This window comes from Mesorhizobium sp. ES1-4 (assembly GCF_020164745.1).
Classification (GTDB): domain Bacteria; phylum Pseudomonadota; class Alphaproteobacteria; order Rhizobiales; family Rhizobiaceae; genus Mesorhizobium.
Genome location: NZ_JAIUGV010000012.1, coordinates 103,709 through 120,081, shown reverse-complemented (window position 1 = coordinate 120,081; position 16,373 = coordinate 103,709). Strand labels below are relative to the sequence as shown.

General features: G+C 63.5%; 14 protein-coding genes. 7 read left to right on the top strand and 7 right to left on the bottom strand.

Annotated elements, in window-relative coordinates; translation table 11 throughout:
- Positions 1-146 precede the first annotated feature (146 nt).
- From arcD to arcC, 4 genes are read left to right on the top strand one after another with little or no spacing between them, the layout of a single operon-like run.
- Positions 147-1,613, top strand: a complete 1,467-nt coding sequence (gene arcD, locus LB556_RS22800) for an arginine-ornithine antiporter (protein ID WP_224569973.1) — start codon at positions 147-149, stop codon at positions 1,611-1,613.
- A gap of 13 nt (positions 1,614-1,626) precedes the next feature.
- Positions 1,627-2,841, top strand: coding sequence for an arginine deiminase (locus LB556_RS22795; protein ID WP_224569972.1), 1,215 nt, complete (start codon positions 1,627-1,629; stop codon positions 2,839-2,841).
- 18 nt (positions 2,842-2,859) lie between these two features.
- Positions 2,860-3,861: an ornithine carbamoyltransferase gene (argF, locus tag LB556_RS22790; RefSeq protein ID WP_224569971.1), complete on the top strand. Its 1,002-nt coding sequence runs from the start codon at positions 2,860-2,862 to the stop codon at positions 3,859-3,861.
- A gap of 1 nt (position 3,862) precedes the next feature.
- Positions 3,863-4,768, top strand: coding sequence for a carbamate kinase (gene arcC, locus LB556_RS22785; protein ID WP_224569970.1), 906 nt, complete (start codon positions 3,863-3,865; stop codon positions 4,766-4,768).
- A 100-nt stretch (positions 4,769-4,868) separates the two neighbouring features.
- On the opposite strand, the gene LB556_RS22780 is transcribed toward arcC, so the two are convergent.
- Positions 4,869-5,204 carry a c-type cytochrome gene (locus tag LB556_RS22780; RefSeq protein ID WP_224569969.1) on the bottom strand — a complete coding sequence of 112 codons (336 nt, stop codon included), beginning with the start codon at positions 5,202-5,204 and terminating at the stop codon, positions 4,869-4,871.
- Positions 5,201-5,389, bottom strand: coding sequence for a hypothetical protein (locus LB556_RS22775; protein ID WP_224569968.1), 189 nt, complete (start codon positions 5,387-5,389; stop codon positions 5,201-5,203). The genes LB556_RS22780 and LB556_RS22775 overlap by 4 nt, the downstream gene beginning before the upstream one ends.
- Positions 5,390-5,649: 260 nt before the next feature.
- On the opposite strand from LB556_RS22775, the gene LB556_RS22770 reads away from it, so the two are divergent.
- The 3 genes from LB556_RS22770 to LB556_RS22760 all read left to right on the top strand — a co-directional run bounded on the left by LB556_RS22770 (position 5,650) and on the right by LB556_RS22760 (position 7,937).
- Positions 5,650-6,474 (top strand): universal stress protein, encoded by an 825-nt coding sequence (locus tag LB556_RS22770; protein ID WP_224569967.1) that lies wholly within the window; start codon positions 5,650-5,652, stop codon positions 6,472-6,474.
- A 255-nt stretch (positions 6,475-6,729) separates the two neighbouring features.
- A complete protein-coding gene (locus LB556_RS22765) occupies positions 6,730-7,368 on the top strand; it encodes a helix-turn-helix domain-containing protein (RefSeq protein WP_224569966.1) in 639 nt (212 codons plus the stop codon).
- 53 nt (positions 7,369-7,421) lie between these two features.
- Positions 7,422-7,937, top strand: a complete 516-nt coding sequence (locus tag LB556_RS22760; protein ID WP_224569965.1) for a GNAT family N-acetyltransferase — start codon at positions 7,422-7,424, stop codon at positions 7,935-7,937.
- A 34-nt stretch (positions 7,938-7,971) separates the two neighbouring features.
- Here LB556_RS22760 and LB556_RS22755 read toward each other — a convergent pair whose 3' ends face one another.
- From LB556_RS22755 to LB556_RS22735, 5 genes are all read right to left on the bottom strand, one after another.
- Positions 7,972-9,138 carry an acetate/propionate family kinase gene (locus LB556_RS22755; RefSeq protein WP_224569964.1) on the bottom strand — a complete coding sequence of 389 codons (1,167 nt, stop codon included), beginning with the start codon at positions 9,136-9,138 and terminating at the stop codon, positions 7,972-7,974.
- A gap of 65 nt (positions 9,139-9,203) precedes the next feature.
- Entirely contained in the window at positions 9,204-11,597 is a 2,394-nt protein-coding gene (locus LB556_RS22750; RefSeq protein WP_224569963.1) for a phosphoketolase, read from the bottom strand.
- A 126-nt stretch (positions 11,598-11,723) separates the two neighbouring features.
- A complete protein-coding gene (locus LB556_RS22745) occupies positions 11,724-11,918 on the bottom strand; it encodes a hypothetical protein (RefSeq protein ID WP_224569962.1) in 195 nt (64 codons plus the stop codon).
- Positions 11,919-12,005: 87 nt separating this feature from the next.
- Positions 12,006-15,215: an efflux RND transporter permease subunit gene (locus LB556_RS22740; RefSeq protein WP_224569961.1), complete on the bottom strand. Its 3,210-nt coding sequence runs from the start codon at positions 15,213-15,215 to the stop codon at positions 12,006-12,008.
- On the bottom strand, positions 15,212-16,222 hold the full coding sequence (locus tag LB556_RS22735; RefSeq protein WP_224569960.1) for an efflux RND transporter periplasmic adaptor subunit: 1,011 nt from the start codon (positions 16,220-16,222) through the stop codon (positions 15,212-15,214). Before LB556_RS22735 ends, LB556_RS22740 begins: the two co-directional genes overlap by 4 nt.
- Positions 16,223-16,373 lie beyond the last annotated feature (151 nt).

The window sequence follows — 16,373 nt, the reverse complement described above, 5'->3', positions numbered from 1 at the left end:
AAATGAATTCCGGTCGCGCGAAATACAGGGATTGTCTCTCGGCCCACAAATAGGAAATCGTTTGCTTTTTGACCGGCGTCAAAGCTGGCAGCCCTGTCTTCCTGTTGATTGCCTTCCATCAGAGCCTTCAAATTGGGGAGAGCATCATGACAACGGCCGATATCAACATTCCCGTTCGGAAAGTCGACACCGCGGCGCCAACGAGACTTCGACTGGGTTCCCTGACCGCACTCGTGATCGGTTCGATGGTCGGCTCCGGCGTGTTCAGCCTGCCGCAGAACATGGCGGCTGGTGCTGCTCCCCTGGCCATCCTGATTGGCTGGGCGATCACCGCCGTCGGCATGCTGGCGCTGGTCTTCGTCTATCAATCGCTTGCAACCCGCAAGCCCGAGCTCGACGCGGGCCCATACGCTTACGCCAAGGCCGGCTTCGGCCCCTTCATCGGCTTCAACAGCGCGTGGGGCTACTGGATCAGCGCCTGGGTCGGCAACGTTTCCTACGCGGTGATCGTGTTCAGCGCCCTGTCCTATTTCTTTCCGGCCTTTGGTGATGGAAATACCTGGCAGGCGGTGCTCGGCGCATCGGTCCTGCTGTGGCTGATCCACTTCCTGATCCTCGCGGGAATCCGGCAAGCCGCCGTCGTGAACCTTATTGTGACCGTGGCAAAAATCGCTCCGATCGTCCTGTTCGTCGGGGTTGTCGCTGTTGCCTTCAAACTGCAGGTCTGGTCGCTGGACTTCACCGGTCTGGGCAGCGCCAGTCTCGGGTCGATCGCCGCACAGGTGAAAAGCACGATGCTGGTGACCCTGTGGGTGTTCATCGGCATTGAAGGCGCCAGCGTCTTTTCCGGCCGGGCCGAGCGCCGCAAGGACATCGCCACGGCGACAGTGCTCGGCTTCTTCACCTGCCTCGCGCTCTACGCCCTGGTGTCGCTGCTGTCGCTCGGCATCTTGAGCCAGCCCGAGCTCGCCGCGCTGAAGAACCCGTCGATGGCCGGCGTGCTGGAAGCGGTTGTCGGCCCCTGGGGTGCTATCCTGATCAACGTCGCGCTTGTGGTGTCGGTGACCGGCGCCTTCCTCAGCTGGACGTTGCTTGCCGCCGAAATTCCGCATGTCGCCGCCAAGGACGGGACGATGCCGAAATTCTTCGGCCTCGAAAACGAACGCGGCGTGCCGTCGACCTCACTTCTGATCACCAACCTGCTCGTCCAGGCATTCCTGGTGATCACGCTCTTCGCCCAGAGCACTTACCAGGGGTTGTTCTACATCGCCTCGGCCGCGATCCTGGTGCCTTACATCTTTTCCGGTGCCTACGCGGCCAAGCTCGCGCTGACCGGCGAGAGCTATAAGAGTGGCGAACAGCGCACCGGTCCGCTCATCGCCGGGTCGCTGGCAACGGTCTACGGCCTGTGGCTCGTCTATGCGGCCGGGCCCGCCTACCTGTTCATGTGCGCGATCCTCTATGCGCCCGGCATCATCTTCTACATCTGGGCGCGCCGCGAAACCAACCAACGCGTGTTCCGCCCTGTCGAAATGGCACTCGCCGTAGCCCTCGTCGCCGTCGCCATTCTCGCCGCCTACGAGATGTGGACCGGCGCCGTCAGCGCCCTGTGAAGGGGTCGGCTCGATGACGAACCTGGGTGTCCACTCCGAAGTCGGCCGTCTGCGCGAGGTGATGGTCCATCGACCGGATCTCAGCCTGCGCAGGCTGACACCGGAAAACTGCAAGGCGCTCCTCTTCGACGACGTGTTGTGGGTCAAGCGAGCCCGCCAGGAGCACGATGTCTTTGTCGATGCCTTGCGCGAACGCGGCGTGCTCGTGCATTCCTTCGGGGAGCTCCTGGCAGCGACGATGAACATTGCCAAGGCCCGCGACTGGCTCCTTGACCGCCGCGTTCATCCGGGCGTGGTGGGGCTCGACATGGTCGGCGAGATGCGTGGATGGCTGAACGAATTGCCGTCGGATCAGCTTGCCGCCCATCTTGTCGGCGGCATCGCCCGCGCCGAGCTTCCATTCGAGCCCAAAGGTCTGACCGGGAGGACGCTGGCCCCGCAGGACTTCGTGCTTCCGCCGCTGCCGAACCAGCTTTTCACCCGCGACAGTTCCTGCTGGATCTATGGATCGGTCTCGGTCAACGCCATGTACTGGCCCGCGAGGCGGCCGGAAGCGGCCAATGTCGAAGCCGTCTATCGCTTTCATCCCCGCTTTCGCGACAGCGGCGTCCCCTTCGTCTCGCCAAATCAGGGGACTGGACTCAGCCTCGAAGGCGGCGATGTCATGCCGATCGGCGGGGGCACGGTTCTTGTCGGCATGGGAGAACGTACCACGCCTCAGGCCGTAGGCGACCTCGCGCGCGGGCTGTTCGCGGCCGGTGAAGCCAAGCGCGTGATTGCGGCCTTGATGCCGCGCGACCGCAGCTTCATGCATCTCGACACGGTCCTTACCTTCTGCGACCGCGACCTTGTCACCATGTACCCGCCGGTGGTCGAGCGTTTGCGGGCCTTCACGCTGCGGCCGGGCGACGGCGAGGCGGCGGTCGAGGTCACGGAGGAAACAAACCCGTTCACCACGGTCATTGCCGAGACGCTCGGGCTGAAATCGCTGCGCATCATCGCCACCGGTGGTGACCGCTATGAGGCCGAGCGCGAGCAATGGGACGACGGCAACAATGTCGTCGCGGTCGAGCCCGGTGTTGTCATCGGCTACGACCGCAACGTCTACACCAACACGCTTCTGCGCCGCGCAGGCATCGAAGTCATCACCGTGGGGGGCGCTGAGCTCAGTCGCGGCCGTGGCGGCGGGCATTGCATGACCTGCCCGATTGTCCGCGACGCGATCTGACCAAAAAGGAACTTCTCGATGTCGATCAACCTCCACGGCCGTTCCGTCCTGACCCTTGACGATCTCACCGCCGATGAGATTCGCTTCCTTCTCAAGCTGGCGACCGATCTCAAGGCGGCCAAGCTTGCCGGACATGAGAAACCGCGTCTTGCCAGAAAGAACATTGCGCTGATCTTCGAAAAAGATTCGACGCGTACCCGGACGGGTTTTGAGGTGGCAGCCCATGACCAAGGCGCCCACGTCACCTATTTCGGCCCGAGCGGCAGCCATATCGGGCACAAGGAATCCATGAAGGATACGGCGCGCGTGCTCGGCCGTATGTACGATGCCATCGAGTATCGCGGCTTTGGCCAACACCAGGCCGAAGTGCTTGCCGCGCACGCCGGCGTGCCGGTCTACAACGGCCTGACCGACGAGGCGCACCCGACGCAGATCCTTGCCGATTTCATGACGATGCGCGAGTTCACCCACAAACATCTTTCGGACGTGACCGTCACCTTCGTCGGCGAGGGACGCGACAATGTCGCTATGTCGCTGGCGCGGGGAGCGGCGAAGGTCGGCATCGACATGCGCATTGCCTCGCCAAGGGAGCTTTGGCCGGACGAGGAATTCTGCAACCACGTCAGGGAGCTGGCGGCGCAAAGCGGCGGCCGTTTCAGGCTTGATGAAGACGTGACGGGTTGCGTGCGGGACACCGACTTCGTCTACACCGATGTTTGGATGTCGATGGGCGAGGACACATCCGGCTGGGCCGAACGCATCCGCCTGTTGACACCTTACCGGGTCACCAGCGAGGTGATGACAGCCACGGGCAACCCCCACGCCAAGTTCATGCACTGCCTGCCGGCATTCCATGATACCGAAACGGAAGTCGGCGCCTTCGTGGCAAAGGAATACGGCATCGACTGCATGGAGGTGACCGACGAGGTGTTCGAGTCGTCCGCCTCGATCGTATTCGACCAGGCGGAAAACCGCATGCACACGATCAAGGCCCTGCTCGTCGCCACGATCGGCAACTGAGGTGCGTATCGTCGTTGCCCTGGGCGGGAACGCGCTGTTGCGGCGCGGTGAGCCGATGACCGCCGACAATCAACGCGACAATGTCAGGCGCGCGGCTTCGGCCCTGGCCTCGCTGATTGGCGAAGGCCATTCGGTCGTGATCACGCATGGCAACGGCCCTCAGGTCGGGCTGCTTGCCCTGCAGTCGGCCGCGATCCCGGACGTTGGTGCCTTTCCGCTCGACGTGCTCGGCGCCGAAAGCGCCGGCATGATCGGCTACATGATCGAACAGGAACTCGGCAACCTCGTCCATCAGAGGCTGTTCGCGACATTGCTCACCCAGGTGAAAGTCGATCCGGGCGATCCGGCCTTTGTCCATCCCACGAAGCCGATAGGTCCTGTCTACGATGAGGAAACCGCGAGACGACTTGCAGCGCAGCGCGGCTGGGCAATCGCACCCGATGGCAAAGGATGGCGTCGGGTCGTGCCCTCTCCACGCCCGCTGGAGATCCTCGAAGCCGCGGTCATCTCCTATCTGGTGGGGCACGATGTCATCGTCATTTGCACCGGCGGCGGCGGCGTCCCGGTGACCGCGCGCGCCGACGGCAGCCTGTCCGGTGTGGAGGCAGTCATCGACAAGGATCTGGCGAGCTCGCTTCTGGCGCGCCAGTTGAGGGCCGACATGCTGCTTATGCTGACTGACGTCGATGCCGTCTATGTGGGATACGGTACGCCGGATGCCCGCGCGCTACGGCGCGTCGGGGCAACGGAGATATCGGGACGAGATTTCTCGGCCGGCTCGATGGGTCCGAAGATCGATGCCGCGGTAGAGTTCGTGCGGGCGACCGGCAATCCCTCCGCGATCGGTCGGCTCGAGGATGCCGTTGCGATCGTGAAAGGCCGGCAAGGCACCTCGTTCGACCCCTAAGCAATTCGGTCTCTTGGGCTCGCACGCCACGAAAGCGGATTGATCGCCCAGCCGATGGATGAGGCACATCAGCGCGATCGCCGCGCCGAGGGTCAATTTGTCAGTGCCGGCCAAGGCTCTCGATATAAGTGAGAATGGCATCGATCTGGTCGGGCTTGGCGACAAACTCCGGCATGTCGGGATGGCCAGTCGAGATACCCTCGGCCAGCGCCTCTTGCAGATCCTCGATTGGATAGCGGCGATGCAAGGACCGGAAGGGTGGCGCATCCGGATGGGTGCTTTTGTCCGCCAGGCCAACAGCATGGCACCGCGAACAGTTTGTCTCGACCAGCGCCTTGCCGGCGGCGATTTGCAAACTGTCGCCAGCCGAAGCCGGGAAAGCCCAAAGGAGTGCAACGCCGAACAGAAAGGATCCAAGGACAATACGGGGTTTCATGGCTCTGCGATGCCTCGACGCCGGTGCCTGGTCCTCGCTTGCCGAGGGCGTGCATGGCGGCCAAAGCCATGGCTGGTCGAAGGCACCCTGCAGCGCTCGGCCGATACCAGTTCGAAATAGACCGCGATGGCGGCGAGGTAGGTAAAGCCAAGCACGGCGCCCCAGAGAACGATATCGGCGGACATGGTCTGATCCCTTCATTGATCCTGACCAAGCATGACAGGGCGGCTGCGCGGAACATTGATCCCGGTCAAGCCGGTCGGCTCCGGTACGATTTGACCTGGGCAAGGCGGCGGATGCCCTCGACGAAGATCCAGCATTGCGCGCCGATTGTTCGCCGACGTGCGAATTTTACAGTCCCGTGCCTCCTTTGATCGCTGTCAAGGCAAGTCCAATCGCGCAAGCTAGTTTCAGCCATCGGGACACGCAAAACAGGCGCTGGCGCATGACCTACAAATCCATCCTCTTGAACGTGGATATCGACGGTCCGATCGAACCGATTGCCAAGGTGGGAATCGATCTCGCCAAGAGGTTCGGCGCCCGGCTGATCGGGTGCTGCGCGGCCGACGCCCCCCTGCCGGTGACAATGGCGCCAGAGGGTGCCGAACTGGCCGCCGAGTTGTGGCAGCAGTCGAAGCAAGAAATCCTCCGGCGCTGCAAGGATCTGCAGGGACAGTTCGACAGCCTTGCCGGCGGTACGGTGGTGACGGAATGGCGAAGAGCGGTGGACAAACCGAATCACGCCGTGGCCCTGAACGCGCGCGCGGCCGATCTTGTCCTGACGACCGCCTCGCAGGGGGTACTGACCGGCGATTCCTACAGAGCCGCGGATCCGGCGACCGTGGTGTTGCGCGCCGGCAGGCCGGTGATTGTCGTCGCTCATGGCTCGGAGCATTTGCCGGCGCGCAAGATCGTGGTGGCATGGAAGGATACGCGTGAAGCGCGCAGGGCACTGGCGGACGCCATGCCGCTCATGCTGACCGCGAACGAGGTGATCCTGGCGACGATCGACCCTCGGCCGACCGATTGGATCGAAGCTGGAATCAAGGATGCGGCAGGCTTCCTGCTCCACCATGGCGTCAAGGCGCGCACCGAAGTGCTGAAGGCCGTCGATGCGCAGGGAACGCTGAGCGACTTCGTATGCTCGGTCAAAGCCGATCTGATCGTATCGGGCGCCTACGGACATAGCCGCGCCCGGGAATGGGTATTCGGCGGCATGACCCGTTCGCTGCTTGACGACGTCTGGCTCAGTCGCTTCATGTCGAGCTGATCGTCCTCGGCGCCGTCGGCGCTAAGCGGCGGCCATGGTGCCGCCCCGGACCCCCCCGCCCTGCTTGCGGCCAGGCCGCGAAATCGCTTGTCATGCGTCCAATCTACATCTGCTCGATTCCGGGCGCCTCGGGGCTACTATCCCGCTTTGGTGCCGTCAGCTGCCATAGGTAGTTGTCCTTAGGGACATAACCGAATTTCGGCGGGCTCGAATTCGCGCGATTGCTGTTGTCACGGATCAACCGGGAACACAGCCATGTCAGCTCAACAGATCGCCAACATCGAACTGCCAACGCAGCACGGCGCGTCTCCGGTTCTGGATGGCGCACATTTACAGCCGGTCAGCTTCTTCCCGGCCGGTACGGAAATCTATGCCCAGGGTGAAAAGGCCGGACCGCTTTACCAGGTCGAATTCGGCGCCGTGCGCGTATATCGCCTGCTGGCTGACGGCCGCCGCCAGATCAGCGCCTTTCATATGGCTGGCGAAACATTCGGCTTCGAGGCTGACGCGATGCATCATTTCTTCGCCGAGGCGATCAACGCGACCGGTGTCCGCGTCTTGCGGATCGCCCCTGCCGCGGACATGTCCCGGCAGTTGTTGCCGCTGGCGCTCAAGGGGATGATCAGGGCTCAGGAACACCTGCTGGTCCTCGGCCGCCAGAATGCCCTGGAGCGCGTGGCTGCGTTCCTCGTCGACATGGCTGAACGCCAGGGCGGTTTGCGCCAGGTCGATCTGCCGATGTCGCGAATGGATATCGGCGATTATCTCGGCCTTACCATCGAGACGGTGTCGCGGGTCTTCACCCGCCTGAAGGACAAGGGCGTCATCCGCCTGCTCGGCCTGCGCAGCCTCGAAATCCTCAAGCGGGACGTCCTGCAGGACATGGGCGAATAGGGCCCTCGCCGCCAGACGATAACGCCAAAAGACCACTCAAGGATCGGACGACGATGAGCAAGACCCTTACCACTCACACCGGATTCTGCTTTGAAGTGCGCGGCGCGCGCCCTGAAGATGAGCCGGCATTGGCCGAGTTCTTCACCCATGTGACGCCTGAAGATCTGCGCTTCCGCTTTCTCGGCGCCGTGCGCGAGGTTTCTCACGAACGGCTGATTGCAATGACCCGCTCCGACGATGCGCACACCCATAATTTCCTGGCGTTCGCTCCGGACGGCATGTTGATCGCGGTAGCGACGCTCGCCAGCGATCCCGCTGACAGTCGTGGTGAAGTCGCGGTGTGCATTCGCGACGACCGCAAGCATTTGGGGGTGAGCTGGGAATTGCTGGCCCACATCGCGCGCCATGCCGATGAGCTCGGTCTGGAATCGATCGAGTCCATCGAAAACCGGGAAAACCGCGCAGCGATCGAACTCGAGCGCGAGATGGGCTTCTCCGTCACCACGGATCCGGATGATTCGACGCTCGTCCTGGTGCGGCGCAAGCAGGGCGCTCGATTGCCGAAATAGACATTGGCACGCGTTGCGGCCGTGGCCAGGCAGCCTAGAATTCGAGCAGTGCCCGTGCCACGGCCTGTTCCTCGTCGGCGGGAATGACGAGAATATCGACCCGTGACGTTGGCGCGCTGACCAGTTCCTTGCCGCTTTGGCTCAAGTCTTCATCAAGCGCCAGGCCGAGCCATTCGGCGGCTTTGCAGATCTTGTGCCGGATCACTGGCGCGTGTTCGCCAATCCCGGCGGTGAACACCAGCGTATCGAGCCCTCCGAGCGCGGCGGCAAGTGACCCGATCTCGCGGCCGACACGATAGATGAAAAGATCGACGGCTTGAATGGCCGCAGGGTCTTTCGCATCGAGCAGCGCTTGCATGTCCCCCGAAATGCCGGACACGCCCAGCAGCCCCGAGCGTTCGTAGAGAAGGGTGGTCAGGTCCTGGCTCGATAGCTTCCGCTCCTGCAGCAAGTGCAGGATCACGCCCGGATCCAGTGCACCGCAGCGGGTGCTCATGACAAGGCCGTCGAGCGTTGAGAACCCCATGGTTGTGGCCACGCTTGTCCCTGCCAGCATGGCGCAAAGGCTTGCTCCGCTGCCGAGATGGGCAACGATGGCGCGACCGCCGGCGCCGGCGCCGTAGCGCGTGCGAAGCTTTTCGGCGATGTGGCTGTATGAAAGTCCGTGAAAGCCGTAGGAAACGATCCCCTGCTCGGACAGTTCACGCGGCAGCCCGTAAATTTTTGCAAGCGGTGGCCGGGCAGTGTGAAACGCCGTATCGAAGCAGCCGACCTGGATGGCTTGCGGCAGCATCCCGGCCGCCAGCGCGACGATCTCGAGATTGATGGCCTGATGGATGGGCGCCAGCGGCTCCAGCTTGTGCAAGGCGGCCAGCGTGCGGGCATCGAGTCGTACCGCTTCGACGAAGTCCCGGCCACCATGAACGATCCGGTGCCCGATCTTGCCGATATGCCCCAGAAGATCGCGTTCAGCCAGTACCGAGGCCACGGCGCAGAAGGCTCCGGCGATATCGATCGGCCCACCGCCGAGGCTCCTGTCGACTTCAGGGGAGGCAGCGGTGGCCTCGGTGCGCAGGCGCGGGTTTCGCCGGATAGAGGAGACGCTGCCGCGCAACAGCAGGGAAAGATCCTCGCGCGCCTCGAAGACGGCGAACTTCAGGCTCGATGAGCCGCCGTTGAGGACCAGGATTGCATCATTCATGGTCGATCGAACGCCCATGCCAACCGCCGACCGGCGTAGATGCGGGCCAACTGGGGTGCCATCGGCTATTGCTCCCACTTCCAGCCGAGAACTTCCGGCATGTCCTGCCCATGGGCACGGATATAGGCGTGATGCTCGATCAGCTTGCCTTCCATCGCGTGTTTCAGCCCGACATGGGCGCCCGTTGGTTCGGGGATACGGTCCAGCACGCTCAGCACGAGATGATACCGGTCAAGGCCATTCAGGACGGTCATGTCGAAGGGCGTGGTGGTCGTGCCTTCTTCATTGTAGCCGCGCACATGAATGTTCTGGTGGTTGGTTCGCCGGTAGGTCAGGCGATGGATGGTCCACGGATAGCCGTGGTAGGCGAAGATCACCGGCTTGTCCCTGCTGAACAGCGCGTCGAAGTCGCGGTCCGACAGGCCGTGTGGATGATGTTCCTTGGGCTGCAGCGTCATCAGGTCGACAATGTTGACCACCCTGATCTTCAGGTCTGGAATGTATTGTTTGAGGATCTGGACGGCGGCGAGCGTCTCAAGCGTGGGCACGTCACCGGCGCAGGCCATCACCAGGTCCGGCTCGGCGCCATGGTCGGTCGACGCCCAGTCCCAGATGCCGATGCCGGCATCGCAATGAACGATCGCATCTTCCATCGCCAGCCACTGCCAGCATGGCGCCTTGCCGGCGACGATGACGTTGATACGGTTCCACGTCCGCAGCACATGGTCGGTCACGCACAGAAGGCTGTTGGCATCCGGCGGCAGGTAGACACGCACGACATCGGCCTTCTTGTTCAGGGCCACGTCGATGAAGCCCGGATCCTGATGGCTGAAGCCATTGTGCTCCTGGTGCCAGACATGGCTCGACAACAGGTAATTCAGCGACGATACCGGCCGGCGCCAGGGCAGCTTGCGGCTGGCATCGAGCCATTTCGCATGCTGGTTGAACATGGAATCGATGATGTGCGTGAAGGCCTCGTAGCAGGAGAAAAAGCCATGCCGACCGGTCAGAAGATAGCCCTCCAGCCACCCCTGGCAGGTATGCTCCGACAGGATCTCGATCACCCTGCCGTCTCGGCCGAGATGGACGTCCTCGGGAAGGATCTCTTCCATCCAGACGCGCTCGGTGACATCGAACACATCCTGAAGCCGGTTTGACGCCGTCTCGTCAGGGCCGACGATGCGGAAATTCCTGGCGCCCTGGTTGAGTGCCATCACGTCACGCAGGAACTGACCCATGACACGTGTCGACTCGGTCTTGACCGCTCCCGGCCGCTCGACCGCGATCGCGTGCTGATGCCGGCCTGGCAGATCGAGCGAGCGGCGCAGCAGGCCGCCATTGGCATGCGGATTGGCGCTCATGCGCCGCAAGCCCTCCGGAGCGGTGGCGCGGATCGCGGCCGCTGGCGCACCCACCGCGTCGAACAACTCCTCGGGCCGATAGCTGCGCATCCACTCCTCCAGCATCTTCAGGTGCGCCGGATTTTCGGCAAGACCGGAAAGCGGAACCTGATGCGACCGCCAGAAGCCCTCGGTCTTAAGCCCATCGACCTCCTTGGGACCGGTCCAGCCCTTTGGGCTGCGCAGCACGATCATCGGCCAGCGTGGCCGCTGCCGCGCCGTCGCGCCGCTGCCGCGGGCTTCCTGCTGGATCGCCTTGATGCGGTCCAGGGCATCGTCGAGCACCACGGCCATCCTTTCGTGCATCAAGGCAGGCTCGTGGCCCTCGACGAACAGCGGCTCATAACCATAACCGACAAACAACGTGCGCAACTCCTCCTCGGGAATGCGCGCGAGAATGGTCGGATTGGCGATCTTGTAGCCATTGAGATGCAAGATCGGCAGCACCGCGCCATCGTGCGCCGGATTGAGGAACTTGTTGGAGTGCCAGGCGGTGGCAAGCGGTCCGGTTTCCGCCTCGCCGTCGCCGACCACGCAGGCGACGATCAGATCCGGGTTGTCGAATGCCGCGCCATAGGCATGGGACAGGGAATAACCCAATTCGCCTCCCTCGTGGATCGAGCCGGGGACATCCGGCGCCGCGTGGCTGGGGATGCCGCCTGGAAAAGAAAACTGGCGAAACAGCTTCTTCATGCCGTTTTCGTCCTGCGAGATATCTGGATTGAGCTCGCCGTAGGTGCCCTCGAGATAGGTGTTGGCCACCATTGCAGGCCCGCCGTGGCCGGGACCGCAGACATAGATGACGTCGATGTCACGCCGCCTGATCGCGCGGTTCAGATGCGCATAGATGAAGCTCAGGCCAGGCGAGGTTCCCCAATGGCCAAGCAGCCGCGGCTTGACGTGATCGAGCCTCAGAGGCTCGCGCAACAGCGGATTGTCGAGCAGATAGATCTGCCCGATCGTCAGATAGTTCGCGGCGCGCCAATAGGCATCGATGTCGCGCAGCTCTTGTTCGGACAAACGCTTGCTATCGGTCGACGGTCTCGAAAGTTCGTCCATTTCCCATTCCTCTGCTTTCGCGAGATTGGCGGACCTGAGGGCCCAAGCTATCGGATCGAAACCGGCAAGGTTCGATTTGGCTCCCGCTTCCGTTGGTCTTGCGACCATCGCACATCGCGCCGACGGCTATGTGACCACGGCGGTCTTGGCCGCCAGGCGGCCCTTCCCGTGTTCAAACCGCCAGCTCGGTTTGCTGGTTCCAATTTTTAACGCCGCGGGCCGCAAGTGGCTTTGATGCAGCGCAAATGGCGCCCGAACGGAATGACAAAGCGTTTCGTCGAAGAGGATCTTCGGCTCCCCGAGGATAACGAGAAGCCGCATCGATTTCCTTGCGTTGCCCACGGGCTTTATCGGCGCCTCCAAACCTCATGCGGATCGCCAAGCCGAGCATTTCCGACCGTCGTGCGGTCAGCCCGCGGGTTGCTTCTGGCTCCGCAACGCCACGTAGATGGCGGGAATGACGAGGACTGTCAGCAGCGTGGACGAGGCAAGGCCGAACAGCAGCGAAATCGCCAGCCCCTGGAAGATAGGATCGGTCAGGATCACCGCGGCGCCGATCATCGCCGCGATCGCGGTGAGCAGGATCGGCTTGAAGCGAATGGCGCCGGCCTCCAGCAGGATATCAACCAGTGGCCGGCCGGTTCCGCTGGAATGGCGGATGAAATCCACCAGCAGGATCGAGTTGCGCACGATGATGCCGGCCAGCGCGATGAAGCCGATCATCGACGTGGCCGAGAACGGCGCGCCGAAGGCCCAGTGGCCGACCATGATGCCGATCAGGGTCAACGGGATCGGCGTCAGGATGACCAATGGCAGGCGAAACGAGCCGAACTGCGCGACGACGAGGATATAGATGCCGAGGATCGCGACCATGAAGGCAGCCCCCATGTCCCGGAACGTCACCCAGGTCACCTCCCATTCGCCGTCCCACAGAAGTGTCGGCCTGGATTCATCGTCGGGCTGGCCGTGCAGGGCGATTGCCGGCTTTGGCAAATTGCCCCAATCGGCCTTTGCGATGGCGTCGTCGACGGCGAGCATGCCGTAAATCGGCGCCTCGAACTCGCCAGCCAGCTCGCCCATGACCATTTCGGCCGGCCGCCCGTTGTGGCGGAAGATTGGGTAGGAGGCCGGCTCGCGGCTGACGCGCACCACGTCGCCGAGCTCGACCACATCGCGGGCGCCGGGCAGCGCGTTGGCGGCGACAGGTGTGGCCAGCGCGCGCTGGTCGACGACGCTGCCGCTCTTCGACAGCGCCACGCGGATCGGGATCGGCTGGCGGCCGCCGCCGCGATGCGAATAGCCGACCGTGCTGCCGCCATAGAGAGAGCTTAGAGTGTCGTATACGTCGGACTGCTCGACCTTGTAGTATTCGAGACTGTCCTGGTCGATCGACAGCCGCACGCGTTGCGGCTGGTTGTGGAAGCTGTCGTCGACATCGACGATGAAGGGGATGTTGGTGAAGGTCTCGCGCACCTTCTGCGCCACGGCGCGACGGGTTTCGGCGTCCGGGCCGTAGATTTCGGCCAGCAGCGTTCCCAGCACCGGCGGGCCAGGCGGCGGCTCGACCACCTTGAGAACTGTCCCGGCCGGCATGGCGATGCCCTTCAGCCGCTCACGCATGTCGAGCGCAATGGCATGGCTTTCGCGGCCGCGTTCGCTCTTGCCCAGCAGATTGACCGCCACGTCGCCCTGCTGCGGATCGGAACGCAGATAGTAGTGGCGCACCAGGCCGTTGAAATTGAACGGCGCCGCCGTGCCCGCATAGGTCTGGAAGGAGACCACCTCGGGCATGCCGGCGAGGCGGTCGACAACGGCCTGAAGCAGCCGGTTGGTGTCCTCGACCGACGCACCCTTTGGCAAATCCGCCACCACTTGCAACTCGTTCTTGTTGTCGAATGGCAGAAGCTTGACCGTGACGTGCTTGGTGTAGATCAGCGCCATCGAGGCGATCGTCGCCACGCCGACCAGCAGGAGAAAAGTCCAGGAACGCGCGCGCGTCTTCAGAATCGGCCGGGCAACGGCGACGTAGGCGCGCCCGAGCGCGCCGCCATGGCCGGCGGCTCCATGCGCGCGCGCGGCGGCATGGCTTTTCTTGCCGAACCTCATCATCAGCCATGGCGTCAGCATCACGGCGACGAAGAAGGAGAACAGCATCGCCGCCGAAGCGTTGGCGGGGATAGGGCTCATATAGGGGCCCATCATGCCCGACACGAACAGCATCGGCAGCAGTGCCGCCACCACGGTCAGCGTTGCCACGATGGTCGGGTTGCCGACCTCGGCGACCGCGTCGATCGCCGCCTGACTGCGCGAGCGGCCATCGTCCATCGCCCAGTGGCGGGCGATGTTCTCTATGACCACGATGGCGTCGTCGACGAGGATGCCGATCGAGAAGATCAGCGCGAACAGGCTGACCCGGTTCAGCGTGTAGCCCATGATGCGCGAGGCGAAAAGCGTGAGCAGTATCGTCGTCGGGATGACCACGGCCACCACCAGCGCCTCGCGCCAGCCGATGGCGATGGCCACGAGCGCGACGATGGAGATCGTCGCCAGACCGAGATGGAAGAGCAACTCGTTGGCCTTCTCGTTCGCCGTCTCGCCATAGTCGCGCGTGACGAGCATCTGGACGTCCTTGGGGAAGATTTCGCCGCGCACCTGCTCCAGCCTCTGGACGACGGCCTCGGCGATGACGACGGCATTGGTGCCCGGCCGCTTGGCGATCGCCAGCGAGACCGCAGCGGCCCTGTCCAGGCCCTTGTCCGACTTGGCGATGTTCATCACCCGGTTCTCGGCCGGTGAGGTCGCAAGCACGATGCGGGCGACGTCGCGCACATAGACCGGTCGGCCGTCGCGGGCTGTCAGCAGGAGATTGCCGATATCGGACAGCGCCTGCAGCGTCTGGCCGGCCACCAGCACGCGCTGCTCGCCGTCGTCGCGCACCGTGCCGATCTGGAACGAGCGGTTGGCGCCGGCGATCTTGGCGGTGAGTTGCTGCAGCGTGATGCCGTAGAGGGAGAGGTTTTCAGGATTCGGCTCGACCTGGATCTCCTCTGGCTGCTCGCCGACGATGTAGGTCAGCCCGATATCCGGCAGCTTGGCGACCTCCACCTGCAACTCCTTGGCGAGGCGTGTCAGGTCAGCGGAGGAATAGCGGCTGACCGCCTTGGGCGTGGGCGTCAGTGTCACGACCACGATGGCGACGTCGTCTATGCCGCGCCCGACGATCAGCGGCTCGGGGATCCCGACCGGTATCTTGTCCATGTTGGCACGCACCTTGGCATGCACCCGCAGGACGGCCGCGTCGGAGCTGGTGCCGACCTTGAAGCGGGCTGTCACCAGGGCACCGTCGTCGCTCGTCTGCGAATAGACGTGTTCGACCCCGTCGATGCTCTTGACCATCGTCTCCAGGGGCTCGGTCACCAGCTTGACGGCGTCCTCCGCCCTCAGCCCGTTGGCCGAGACATGCAAATCGACCATCGGCACCGAAATCTGCGGCTCCTCCTCGCGCGGCAGCGTGACGAGGGCCACGAGACCGAGCGCCAGCGCCGCCAGCAGGAAAAGCGGCGTCAGCGGCGACGCGATGAAGGCGCGGGTCAGTCCGCCGGCGATGCCCAGTTTCATGGCAGGACGATCCTGTCGCCGTCGGCGAGACCGCTCAGCACCTCGATGCGCGGCTGGCCACCATCCGCATACTGTTCGCCAAGCACCACGGCGACGTCGAGCGGTCCGTCGTTTGTGTCGACGGTGACGTAATCGATGCCATGCACCGTCCTGACTGCCTGAGGCGGCACGCCAAGCATGCTGCGTTTGGCGATGGGAATCGAGACGAGCGTGCGTTCGTTGACGAAATAGGTGCCGACGTCGGCAACCTCGACATCGGCGATGACACGGCCGTTTTCGATCTCGGGATACACTTTGGCGATGCGGCCCACCTTTGCCTTGACGAAGCCGCCATCCGCGCCGGTGCCGCGTTCGCCGATATCGACCGCCGCGCCTTCGGCGATTTCCGTCGCGTGTCGTTCGGGCAGCGACAGGCGCAAATAGTATTGCCCCGATGCGATCCGGGCGACCGGCTCGCCCGCCATGATCACCGAACCGGCCGTCACGGGAACCGTCAGCACCCGGCCGTCCGCCGGCGCCAGCGTGTCGCCTTCCCTGGCGCCTTGCTCTATCACCGCCTTGTCGGCGGCGGCGGCGGCAAGCTGATTGGTGACGACGTCGAACTGGAGCCGCGCAGCGTCAACACGGCTTTGAGTCGCGGCCCCTTTGGCGAGCAGATCCTGGGCCCGCTGAAGTTCCGTGCGGGCATTCTCCAATTGTGCGGTGAGAGTGGCGATCTTGGCGTCGGCGGCGTGCAGTTGCAGCACGATCTTGTCGTCGACCACGGTGGCGATCACGTCGCCTTTCCTAACCTCGGCGCCCTCCGTCACCCTTACATCTGAAATGGTCCCGGAAATCCGCGCGCGGGCAGCCACGATCGTACGGCTTTCGACCTGGCCATAGACGGCCTTCATCTCGGTGACTGTGACCGCCTTGACGGTGAAGTCCCCGGCCAGGGCGGCGCCGGCGGCGAGCAGAGTGATGCCGAGCAAAGGCGCGCCGAGCAGGGTGGACCGTTTATATTTCATGGTGATGAGCCGTCCTCGAACGAATTGAAGGAACGGCAGGCGCCCGGCACCTGCCGTATAGCCATCCGTCCTGCCAAGAGCAATTCCAGGAAAGGTGTCCGGAATTGCGTGAAAACAAAGGGTTAGAGCGGTTCAGCGATTTCTATCAAAC